Annotated in this window: 10 protein-coding genes and 1 tRNA gene; 2 read left to right on the top strand and 9 right to left on the bottom strand. The window is 61.3% G+C overall.

Features of this window, described 5'->3' with window-relative positions; genetic code table 11:
* A partial coding sequence (locus M3436_15920; protein ID MDQ3565535.1) for a tyrosine-type recombinase/integrase occupies window positions 1-437 on the top strand: 437 nt, incomplete at its 5' end.
* A 96-nt stretch (window positions 438-533) separates the two neighbouring features.
* On the opposite strand, the gene M3436_15925 is transcribed toward M3436_15920, so the two are convergent.
* The 8 genes from M3436_15925 to M3436_15960 all read right to left on the bottom strand — a co-directional run bounded on the left by M3436_15925 (window position 534) and on the right by M3436_15960 (window position 9,061).
* Window positions 534-609, bottom strand: a tRNA-Phe gene (locus M3436_15925).
* A gap of 82 nt (window positions 610-691) precedes the next feature.
* Window positions 692-961, bottom strand: coding sequence for an oxidative damage protection protein (locus M3436_15930; protein ID MDQ3565536.1), 270 nt, complete (start codon window positions 959-961; stop codon window positions 692-694).
* A 12-nt stretch (window positions 962-973) separates the two neighbouring features.
* The gene (gene mutY / locus M3436_15935) at window positions 974-2,017 is read right to left on the bottom strand and encodes an A/G-specific adenine glycosylase (protein MDQ3565537.1); all 1,044 of its coding nucleotides are present in this window, start codon (window positions 2,015-2,017) and stop codon (window positions 974-976) included.
* Between the two features lie 46 nt (window positions 2,018-2,063).
* Complete coding sequence (locus M3436_15940) at window positions 2,064-4,976, bottom strand: AsmA family protein (protein MDQ3565538.1); 2,913 nt, start codon at window positions 4,974-4,976, stop codon at window positions 2,064-2,066.
* A complete protein-coding gene (argH, locus tag M3436_15945; GenBank protein ID MDQ3565539.1) occupies window positions 4,973-6,382 on the bottom strand; it encodes an argininosuccinate lyase in 1,410 nt (469 codons plus the stop codon). Before argH ends, M3436_15940 begins: the two co-directional genes overlap by 4 nt.
* Window positions 6,383-6,469: 87 nt before the next feature.
* Entirely contained in the window at window positions 6,470-7,201 is a 732-nt protein-coding gene (locus tag M3436_15950) for a 16S rRNA (uracil(1498)-N(3))-methyltransferase (GenBank protein ID MDQ3565540.1), read from the bottom strand.
* A gap of 2 nt (window positions 7,202-7,203) precedes the next feature.
* On the bottom strand, window positions 7,204-8,559 hold the full coding sequence (locus tag M3436_15955; GenBank protein ID MDQ3565541.1) for an adenosylmethionine--8-amino-7-oxononanoate transaminase: 1,356 nt from the start codon (window positions 8,557-8,559) through the stop codon (window positions 7,204-7,206).
* Window positions 8,560-8,584: 25 nt separating this feature from the next.
* A complete protein-coding gene (locus M3436_15960) occupies window positions 8,585-9,061 on the bottom strand; it encodes a sigma D regulator (GenBank protein ID MDQ3565542.1) in 477 nt (158 codons plus the stop codon).
* Window positions 9,062-9,218: 157 nt separating this feature from the next.
* On the opposite strand from M3436_15960, the gene M3436_15965 reads away from it, so the two are divergent.
* Complete coding sequence (locus tag M3436_15965; protein ID MDQ3565543.1) at window positions 9,219-10,676, top strand: serine/threonine protein kinase; 1,458 nt, start codon at window positions 9,219-9,221, stop codon at window positions 10,674-10,676.
* Between the two features lie 27 nt (window positions 10,677-10,703).
* Here M3436_15965 and M3436_15970 read toward each other — a convergent pair whose 3' ends face one another.
* A complete protein-coding gene (locus tag M3436_15970) occupies window positions 10,704-11,501 on the bottom strand; it encodes a thermonuclease family protein (protein ID MDQ3565544.1) in 798 nt (265 codons plus the stop codon).
* Window positions 11,502-11,610 lie beyond the last annotated feature (109 nt).

An 11,610-nucleotide genomic window follows, 5' to 3' on the forward strand; every position in this document is an offset into this window, starting at 1 on the left:
ATCTTGCTTACCTCACCGGACAGCGTCCAGCCGACACCTTGAATATGGCCGAGACCGACATTCGCGGCGGGGTGTTACATGTCCGCCAGAGTAAGCGGGGAAAGAAACTGCGCATCGCGGTCACCGGCCGCCTTGCAACGGTCATCGACCGAATCATGATACGCAAGCGTAGTTACAAGGTGCGAAGCTTCGTACTTGTATGTAAGGAGAACGGCCAGCCGCTCACCTACTATGCTTTACGCCACCGCTTCGATAAAGCGCGCGAGAAAGCGGGGGTCAAGTTCCAGTTTCGCGACCTACGCGCTAAAGCCGGCACTGACAAGGCAGAGTCTCAAGACATCCACGCGGCCCAGAAACAACTCGGTCACAAGACCATTGTTATGACGGAGCATTACGTTCGCGAGCGGTTGGGGGACAAGGTAGACCCCACCAAGTAATAGTATTTAAGGCAGTTCGTTTAGAAAATTGCGGACCACGGCGAAAATTGCGGACCACGTGTAAGTGAATAATGGCACACATGCTATTGTTTTTATTGGTGGCCAGGGACGGAATTGAACCGCCGACACAGGGATTTTCAGTCCCCTGCTCTACCGACTGAGCTACCTGGCCCGGGTGTTTTTGGACGCGCTATTAGAACGGGCGGGATGGCGCGCGTCAAGGGACGGCCGGTGAGGAGATGATCCCTCTGCTCTTAGGCAGGCGGCACGTAGCCTTCCGGTTTTGCGGAGCCTTGACCGAAAAAAAATCTTTCCATTTCTTGTTCCAGAAACGAGCGCGCCTTGGGGTCGAGCGGGGTCAAGCGGTATTCGTTGATGAGCATGGTTTGGTGCTTAAGCCACATCTGCCAGGCCTCCTTGGAGACGTTCTCATAGATGCGCCGGCCGAGCTCTCCCGGATACGGTGCGGCGGTCAACCCCTCGGCTTCCTTCCCGAGCTTAACGCAAGTTACGATGCGTGTCATAGGTACACCTGATCATTGATTGAGTGATTTCAGAAGTCTCATGGCAGGGGCCGCCAAGCCGAGGGGCCGCGAGGACGTCGTGCTGTACCAGAGCGTCGCGCCGCGATCGTTAATCCCTGGCCGGAGATCCCCTACCCGCAGATACACTGGACGAATCTCGAGATCGAAATGGCTGAAAATGTGCCGGAACGGTCGCCCGCTTTGGAGCTGTGTTGGCTCGACACCGAGGTGGCGCCAACACCAGTCGATTGGGTCGGTGCTCGGCGGGCATTCGGGGAAGCTCCATAGGCCGCCCCAGATCCCGGCCGGCGGCCGTTGTTCCAGCAAGATTTCCGCCTTGGCATTTTGCACGATCACGAAGCAAGTCGTGCGTTTCGGCAACAGCCTTCGGGGCTTCGTTTCGGGATAATCTGAAGTGCGTCCGAGCCGGTATGCTTGACACCCCGCGCGCACGGGACACGCGCCGCAGCGCGGAACGCTCCGCGTGCAAAGGGTCGCACCGAGGTCCATGATCGCCTGCGTATATTCCGACACTTGCGCCGCCGGCGTATGCTGTTCCGAGCGGGACCATAGTTCCCGTTCGACGGAAGGCGAACCCGGCCATCCGCCGATGGCGTGATAACGCGCGAGGACGCGTTTGACGTTGCCGTCGAGTATCGGCTGTCGTTCGCCGAACGCCAGCGACAGTATGGCGCCCGCCGTCGAGCGGCCGACACCGGGTAAATGCATGAGATCTTCGAGACCCCGTGGAACCTCGCCTGCATGGCGTTCCAATACGATACCCGCGGCCTGATGGAGGTTCCGCGCCCGCGCGTAGTAGCCGAGCCCCGACCAGTAATGCAGGACCTCATCGATCGGCGCCTCGGCAAGCTCCTTCACGTTAGGAAAGCGCATGATAAAGCGCTCGAAAAAAGCGATGACGGTAGGGACTTGAGTCTGCTGCAGCATGACTTCGGAAACCCATGCGCGATAAGGTGATGTCGGGCGCTGCCACGGGAGATCCTTCCGTCCGTGCAGGCGATACCAACGCAATAACAGCAGGCTAAAATTATCCACAGCTAGTCGACGTTCGCCGCAGGCCGTACGGGGTATCGCCGCTTTTTTAGAATCGGAGCAGATCCTTGAGCTTTTCTTGTACGTCCTTGCCGCCCGGACCCTGCGCGGGGGCTGCCTCGGCGGGCGCCGGCGCGGTCTCGCCGCTCTGACCGGCCCCATCGCCAGCCCGCGGCTTCTTGCCCCCGAGCAGACCGCCCAAGGTCCCATCCAGCACGCCACCCGCATCCTCGCCCAACTTCTCCTTGAGCTTTTCGGTGATCTTTTCCTTGTTTTTCTCCAACGCCTTTTCCGCTTTGGCCTTGGCGAGACCGGCTATGTCCGGGGCATAGCTGGGATCGTCGAAAGTGCCGCTTACCTTGATCGGGATCGTGACACCCTTGATATCGGTGAGGTCCTTGCCGCCTTGCCCCTCAGCGGTCGCGGTTAGGGTCGTGTTCAGCGTATAGTCGATGCGCTCGCTCACGAGGTTTGCTTGACCTTTGCCGGCGACCCGTAGCAGCGGCGACTTCAATACCAGATCCTGATTGCGGACGACACCCTGGTCAAAAATCAACGTGCCCGCCATCTCGCTAAAATCCGTTTTGGCGTTTTCATCGACTTTACCGACAAAGCCCGCTTGGGCCTTACGCATCAATTGGCCAAGATTGACGCCGATGAAGGCGCCGTCCAGAAACTGGAACGCCGCCTTGCCCGAGAGTGTGCGCTTGATCGCATCGGCACTCGCCCCTCCCGCATTGAGTCGCGCCTTGAGATTCGCCGTCCCGGCGATCTTGGCCTCACCCGAGAGGTCCTTGAGCAGCGGCTCGATCTGCACGCCGGTCAGAGACTCATTCACGCTCAACTTCGGTTTCGCCGCCCGGGTATCGAGGCCGACACGCCCCGCGATTTTGCCTTGGTAGAGGTCGGCCGCGATCGGGTTCAGGTTGATGTCGCCATCCTTCGCCTTAACGGCCACGCTAAGCTTGGTCAGCGTGGCGTTTGCGATCTTGAGCTTACCCACGGTGAGCACGCCCTTGAGGTTTAACGCGCCCGCGGTGCTGCCGACGGGGACTCCGTCATCCGTGCCGCTCACCGCATCACGAGCGCCGCGGTCTTTCTTAGCGCGGGATTTGTCGCTCTTCCGGGCATCTCCCCCGGCCTTCTCCGCTTTCTCAGGCGGCAAATAACGATCGGCGTCGATCCCGTCCGCGTCGAGCTTGAAGCCGATGGCAGGTTGCGAAAAATCGGCGACGCTTATAGTGCCTTTGATCCGCGTGTCGTCGAGCCGCAGCGCGAGATTGCTCAAGTTAATGCTATTCTTCGATCCCGCGAGCGCGGTCTCGAAGCCGACGTTCGTTAATGCCTTCGGATCGGTGGTCTCGGGCACGGCCTGACCCAATTGTGTGAGCAGCTTGCGCGCATCGAAAGGCTGGAGCTTAAGCGATCCGGCAAACTTCGGATCCTTCTGAATGTTCTCGGCCTGCGCCGCACCCCGGAGATCGAGGCCGAGACCCTGCAGGGCAAGCTCATTGAGCGCCGCGGTCTGCTTGTCGAGATCGATCTCGGCACGCGTCGCGAGGGTCACCTCGGCGGATTTGTTCGGTAGGGTCTCGCCCGCAAGCGCGGCCTTGACATTAAAGGGCGCGAGCGTGAGCTTCGTGCCCGTGCCCGAGAATTCCGTATCCACGTTGAGCCCGATCGCCAAGGTCTCCAAGCCGGGGTTACTCACACCGAACTCCTTTAAGAGCGGAACGACGTCATCGCCGGTGATCTTGAGCGCTCCAGCCTTGACCGCAACCGCTTTTCTGGTGAGATCCAGGTCCACGCGCGCGCTCTGCAAATCGAGGTTCAGCGGCCCCTTCGCGCCGGCCGCTTGCAGGGCGGCTTGGAGCTTGAGTGGCTCGACGGCGACCTTGGCCGCGGTGCCGCTCATCCCCATGTCGATGCTGAGTGCCGTGAGTGACTTGGGGATCCCCGCGATGTTGAAGGCCTCGCCCGCGGCCTTGAGTAATCCCGAAAGCTCTTGGCCCTTGGCGCGCAGCGTGTAGGTGGCGGCCGGTTTGTCTGACGTAAGATTCTGCACCTGGATATCGCCGCTCAGGCTTGCCCCGCCGGCATCGAGCGCGAGGCCGGACACCATGGCCGCATTTTGCTTGAGATCGGCATTGACGTTATCAGCCGTCAACATGAGGTCGAGCGCACCGCCCGGCACCGATTTACCTTTGAACTCGGCCGTGAAATCCAAGGATTTAACCCCGTAACGCCGGCCTTCGAGGTCATAGTCTACCGTACCTTCCAAGGCAAGATTGCCCGTGAGGCCTTGGGGGGGCGCATCGAAAGCCAAGGAAAGATCAAGCGGCACCGGTCCGCCTGGAGTGATCGCTCCGGTTTCGAGGTTCAGATCTTCAATCGCGTAGCGCTCCCCCTGTTGCCGGTCATCCCAGGTAACGCGGCCGTCTTTGAGATCGACACCGCCGAGGGCCAAGGCGGCGAGCGGTTGCGGTCCGGCCTCGGCCGCTGCGTCCGGCTTGCCCGCGGTGGCATCGGCGGGGGGCGTCGCTTGCGACGGGGCGCCCTTCCGCAGCAAATCATCCCAGTTGGACTTTCCCGATTTATCGCGCGCCAGATTCAGCTCCAGACCCTCGAGCGCGACGGTGTCCATCTCGACCTGCTTCTGCAACAACGGCAGCAGCTTGATTCGCACCTGCACGCGCTCGGATCTAAGAAAGGGCTGCGCGCCGAATCCGGGCGCATTGCCGAGCGTGGTCGCGCCCAGTTCCAGGCCCAGCCAAGGGAACACCGTGAGTCCGATGTCACCCGCCAGTTCGAATTTTCTACCCGTCGTTTTCTCTACCTGCCCGATGATTTCGCCCTTGAAGTCGTTGGGGTTTACGAACATGGGGATCATGATCGCGGCCGCGACCAACAAGATAACGACGAACCCGAACACCGCGACGATGATCTTCAGAGGCTTAGTCATACCTTTCCTTCCTTAACCGTTAACCGCCGGCGCGCCCGTTGGACGGCCGCGCGCACCTGTTCGGGCGCCGTGCCGCCGAAATGATTACGCGCGGCCACCGATCCTTCCAAGGTCAATACCGTGAATACATCGTCCTCGACGGCGGGTGAAAATTGCCGCAATTCGGCGAGTGTCAGCTCGGCCAAGTCTTTCCGCTCGGCGATGGCGTAGCGGACGACGTGGCCGACGGCGGCGTGCGCATCGCGGAACGGCACCCCTTTGCGCGCCAGGTAGTCCGCGAGATCGGTGGCCGTGATACACCCGCGGCGCGCGGCTTCGCGCATCCGCTCGCGCTTGATCGCGATGGCCGGCACGAGATCCGTGTAGGCGCGTAGACAGCCCTTGACGGTGTCGATGATATCGAACAATGACTCTTTATCCTCTTGGTTGTCTTTATTGTAGGCCAAGGGCTGCGATTTCATCAGCGTCAGGAGCCCCATCAGGTGACCGTAGACTCGTCCACTCTTCCCGCGCACGAGCTCCGGCACGTCCGGGTTCTTCTTCTGCGGCATGATGGAGGAACCGGTGCAGAAGGCGTCGCCGATCTCGATGAAGTCGAACGCTTGCGAGGACCACAGGACGAGCTCCTCGGAACAGCGGGAGAGGTGCATGAGGATGAGCGCGGCGCAGGCCGCGAACTCGATCGCGAAGTCGCGATCACTCACGGCATCGAGAGAATTCTCGGCGATGCCCTCAAATCCGAGCGCCCGGGCGGTGAATTCGCGGTCGATGGGAAAGCTCGTGCCGGCGAGCGCGGCCGCGCCCAAGGGCAGGACATTGACGCGTCGGCGGCAGTCGCGGAGCCGGTCGCGATCACGGCAAAACATCTCGAACCACGCCAGCATGTGGTGGCCGAAGGTCACGGGTTGCGCCGCTTGCAGGTGCGTGTAGCCCGGCAGGATGGTCGCGGCTTCACGTTCGGCGAGATCGCCGATCGCGGCCATGAGCAGGTGCAACTGGCCGATGATGGCGTCGATCTCGGCGCGCAGATAGAGCCGGGTATCGGTGACCACTTGGTCATTGCGCGAGCGGCCGGTATGGAGTTTTTTTCCCACCTCACCGATGCGTTCCGTGAGCCGCGCCTCGATGTTCATATGCACGTCTTCAAGCGCGATCGACCACTCGATCTCCCCGCGCTCGATGGCGCCGCGGATCGCGTCGAGGGCGGTGACGATGGCGTCACCTTCGGCGGCGCTCAGCACCCCGGTCCTGGCCAGCATGCGGGCATGCGCTTTGGACCCCTCGATATCGTGCCAGTAGAGGCGTTTATCGAAAGGAACGGAGGCCGTGAAGCGTTGCACGAAAGCGTCGGTCGGTTCGGAAAACCGCGAACTCCAGAGGCTGTCTTTGATTGCGTCGGGTTTCACGCGGTGGCTTAGCTGCGCGGGTGTAGCGCAGCAACGTAGCCATTAGTCTACCACACCGGATGGAACAGAGGTTGTGGTTCTAATTAATCAGCGCAGGTCTCCCCACAAGCTATTGAACGCGCTGAGCGCGGCCACCGCAGCCGTCTCCGTGCGCAAGATCCGCGGCCCCAGGCGCAAGCCTAAGAACCCGGCCTGGCGCGCCGCATACACCTCCTCCTCGCTCCATCCCCCTTCGGGTCCGGTCAAGAGCGTGAGCTCTGGTTCGGTCAGGGTAAAATCCGAAAGCGCGGTCTCGCCCGCGGCCGCAAGCAGCACATTGACTCCCATAGAGGCGCGCGCCAGCCAGGTGGGTAAATCGAGCACGGGTTCGATCGCGGGTAATCGATTGCGTCCACACTGCTCGCACGCCTGCCGTATCACTTTCCGCCAGTGATCCAGCCGGCGTTCGGCGCGCGCCTCTTCCAGTTGCACCACCGAGCGCCGCGCCGCGATGGGAACGATGTGCGTGACCCCGAGCTCGACGGCTTTCTGGATCGTATAGTCCATGCGCTCGCCGCGTGCCAGACCCTGCGCCAGCGTTATGCGCAAGGGCGACTCCCGTTCGATGGCGTGGTGGGGACCGATGATCACGGCCGCCTCCGCACGCCGGATCGACGCGATCGTCGCCTCCCATTCCCCCCCTTGGCCGTTAAACAGTACGATGGCATCCCCCGCCTGGCGGCGTAATACGCGCGCCAGATGGTCCGCGCAGGCCCGCGGCAATGCGATAGTGGCGCCGCATCGAAGGGGCGTCTCGACGTAGACGCGGGGGCTGCGCATGCTCAATCGGAAGTCGCGAGGTTGACGCCCTCCCAAGCCACCTCGGCTAAATGACGGATTTCGTCTTCGGTGATGACGTAGGGCGGCATAAAATAGACGACGTTTCCCAAGGGACGCAGCAGCACGCCGCGCGCGAGCGCCTGCCGGTAGATCCGAAGACCGCGCCGTTCTTGCCAGGGGTAGGGGGCTTTTGTCGCTTTGTCCTGGACGATTTCGACGGCCAGGATCATGCCCGTCTGGCGCACTTCGGCAACGTGAGGATGGTCCGGGAAATGCGCCGTCGCGGCGGCCATGGCTTGTGCGAGCTGACGGTTGTCCGCCAGCACCGGTTGCTTCTCGAACAGCGACAGCGTGGCGAGCGCGGCGCGGCAGGCGAGCGGATTGCCGGTATAACTGTGCGAATGGAGGAAGGCGGTAACCGTGTCATAGTCAGCGTAAAACGCCCGGTAAATCTCATCGGTAGTCAACACCGCGCCAAGGGGGAGGTAGCCTCCCGTTAGCCCTTTCGATAGGCACAGGAAGTCGGGCGCGATCGCGGCTTGCTCGCAAGCGAAAAGGGTCCCGGTGCGACCGAAACCGACCGCGATTTCATCGGCGATCAGATGCACGCGATGCTGAGAACAGGCCGCGCGTACTAAACTCAAGTATACGGGATCATACATGCGCATTTGGCCCGCGCATTGAACCAGCGGTTCGACGATGACCGCGCATACCTCATCGGCGTGGCGATCCAAGAGATCCGCCATCGCTGCAAATCCGCGCCGCGAACATTCCGCCCAGGTCTCGCCCGGCGCGCGCCGGTAGCAATCCGGGGAGGGCGCCACGATCGCATCCGCGAGCAAGGGTGCATAGGTGTCCCGGTAGAGGGGGATCTGGGACACGGAGAGCGCCCCGAGCGTCTCGCCGTGGTACGCATTCTCAAGGCAGATGAAGCGGGTCTTGCGCAGTTCGCCGCGATTGCGCCAATAATGAAAGCTCATTTTGAGCGCCACCTCGACGGCGCACGAGCCGTTGTCGGCGAAAAAACACTTCGTCAAGCCCGCGGGTGTGATCGCGACCAACCGTTCGGCCAAGCTGACGGCCGCTTCGTGCGTGAACCCGGCCAGCAACACCTGTTCGATCTCCTCTACTTGCGCTTTCACCGCGGCATTGATTCGCGGATGGCTGTGGCCGAAGAGATTGACCCACCAGGAGCTGATGGCGTCGAGATAGCGCCGGCCGTCGAAGTCCTCCAGCCAGACGCCGCGCCCGCGCCGAATGGGGATCACGGGGAGGCGTTCGTGATCCTTCATCTGGGTGCAGGGGTGCCATAAGACGGCGAGGTCCCGTTGCTCGAGATCCGTGTTGCCCTCACCCATGGCGAGCCAGGGGATTTCGAGTGATCTAGGCGGCCGATCGGTCGGGCCCGATGGACTCGCCCAGCATCGCGGTGATCAAGCGGTCCTCGAGATCGATCCGGCTGGCGAGGATTTCGCCGAGATGCGAGAGATCCCGGTGCAAGGCGGTGAGATCGCCGGAAAGCGTCACCCCCCCGTACTTGTCATTGAACGCAAGTGCAATCTGGGTGGTGCGGTCAATGCCCGGGTAGATCTCCATCGCCAGATCAACCACCGCCTGCCGCCGTTCCTGGCCTTCGGAAAGACGCTGATAAAGACCGAAATGCGCCGCCGCGATGTAATCGACCAGGAGCTCACAAAACTCGGTCATTAAGGCCACCAGCGGTTTATTCGCTGGAAAGGGCGCCAAGCCCGAGACCTTGCAGAGTAGGACCAACACGTCCTTGCGTTCCTCTAGAATCTTAGTAATAAGCGAGCGAGTCTGGGGACGGGGAATGGCATGTTTCTTCGTTTGCGCTAGCATAGGGGTCCCTGAAACCGTTTTGTTCACGACAGTAGTGATTAATCCTAAATCAACAGCGTAATTAAGGCGAAAAGTGTTCCAAAAGCTGCTCCTCTTAAATTGCGCTAGCGGAGCGGAAGCAACGTTGCCGCACGTAGCATTGATATAATTAGAGCATATGGAGATCACGGGGTACACGATCCAACAGAAAATAGGCTCGGGCGGCATGGCAACCGCCTATTTGGCACGCCAGGACTCGTTGGGCCGATTGGTCGTCTTGAAGGTGCTGCATACCGATAGGCGCAAGAACCCGCAGGATTTCGAGCGCTTTATCAACGAAGCGCGCATCGTTGCCTCGCTCAATCACCCGCATGTCGTTACGATTTACGACATCGGCGCCTGCGATGATGCCGCTTATATGTCGATGGAGTTCGTCGAGGGCGGTGACCTGCGCAAACGCATGCACGCGGTCATGACCCCCTTTGACGCCCTCGACATCTTGATTGCGGTCGGTAGCGGGCTCAGCGTTGCGCATAAGAAAGGTATCGTCCATCGCGACGTGAAACCGGCGAATATCCTATTCCGAAAGGACGGGACGCCTTTGCTGAGTGACTTTGGCATCGCGAAACAACTTACGACCGACCTCGACCTGACGCAAACCGGTATCTTCCTCGGAAGCCCGAACTACATGGCTCCGGAACAAGCCGAGCCTGGCTCCATCGATGGCCGCGCCGACATCTATGCCCTGGGCGTGATCCTGTATGAAATGCTGATGGGCGTGAAACCATACCAATCCGCCTCCGTGCTAGATGTGATCATGCAACATAAGCGGGCGCCGATCCCGATTTTGCCTTCCGGTCTAGATCAATTCCAGCCCCTCATCAACCTCATGCTGGCGAAGAACCGCAAGGATCGGTTTCGGGACGCGGACAGTCTGCTGCATTATGTGCGGCACATGATGCAGAGCGGAATCATCAAGACATCGACCCAGGCGAGGCTCGCCCCCGATGTCGATGTCTCCGGCGAGCATACGCTGTCCCTCGACAAGGCCCGAATCATCGAGCTACCGGCGCAGACCTCCTCCCGGCGTTCGGTCCACGCGCTGGGGGCGCTGCTGGCCCTGTCTCTTGCAGGGTACGCGGGTCTTTTTTACGCCCACGCCCGCATCGACCGTGATGCGGGTCCGCGCAGCGATCCAGCGCTACAGAGCCACGCGGTCGATGTTGATCGGAAGCTTCTGGGAGACACAAGCGCCGCGGGTCCCGTAGCAACGAGCGCCGGTGTCGATCCCGGCAGCGGGGAAGTGGTTAAGGCGCTCGCATGGCTCGCGAAAAAAAGCCTGGACGATTACCGCCTTACCCACCCTCCCCAAGACAACGCTTATTATTACTACTCGCGCTTGCTCGAGATCGACCCCGGCAACGTGCCGGCGCGCAAGGGATTATTGGCGATCGGAGAACGCTTCGCGTTTCTCGCCGAGCGCGAGCTGGCCAACAACAACTACGACCGGGCCAAAGGATACGTTGCGATTGGATTGCAATTCGCTCCAGAAAACGACACGCTGCTGGCGCTTAAATCGTTGGCGCAACGCCCGCACGGAGGCTTGGCCGATACGCTGGCCAAGCTCTTCCGCTGAAGCGGCGATGCCGATGGACCGTCCGCTTCATCCTGGCAGCGCATCTAACTGCGCGGGGTGTCTTAAACGCATGTAGGTATTCCCGTCGCGGCGCGAAAGCCAGCCGCGCACGCTGACAAGCTTACCCACCCAATGATGAAAATCTAAGCGCTTAAAATAATGGAGATCGGTGCGCTGGATTCGAACCGCGAAGGCCGGGCCGAAGTTTAACCACTTGGAGGCGCGTGTGGTGCGGACTCCGCTGATACGACCCGTGACGACTCGATAGCCCCGGGGCAAACCCGCGACGCGCCCGGCATCCACGGGTTTATAGCGCGCGAGCCTCCACAGGCCGAGATTCGATCTCCGCGCCACCCTTTCGGCGTCGCGGTAACATTCCACGTAGTCGAGGTTGGGCGGAAAAATCAACGCCGTCGCGAGGCCCCGCTCGAGTAACCATGCCTGGACATTGGTGCCATCGCGCAGCACCAAGTGGCTTAGTTGCCGCCCGAACCTATCGCGGCTCTGCCGATCGTACCGTAGGCCGACGCGGGATTGGCCTGTGAGCAGACGTTTTAGCGCTCCGCGGGCAGGCTCCGCAAGCGCTTGAGAGCGGCGGCCCTCGCGCCCGATCTCCGGTGCATCGATGCCGATGAGACGGACCTTGCGCCGGTTCGCGAGCACCACGGTGTCGCCGTCGATAACGTAACGGACTGCGGCATACTCATCAAGCCCGGCCGGCGCGCACTGGAGCGGCGCGGCCTGCAAGGCCGGGCAAGCGATCCCCCAGGCCGCGACGAACGCTAAGAGAGGTAGCCAGATGCCCTGCGTGGATAGACACCGCACCGTAGGCTAGTGTAGTGTCTCGTAAATAACTGGTCGCGTTTGCCCCGTCATTCCGGGCGAAGGTGCGAAGCGCCGGAGACCCGGAATCCACAAAAGACCCTGGATTCCC

This window comes from Pseudomonadota bacterium (genome assembly GCA_030859565.1).
GTDB lineage: Bacteria > Pseudomonadota > Gammaproteobacteria > JACCXJ01 > JACCXJ01 > USCg-Taylor.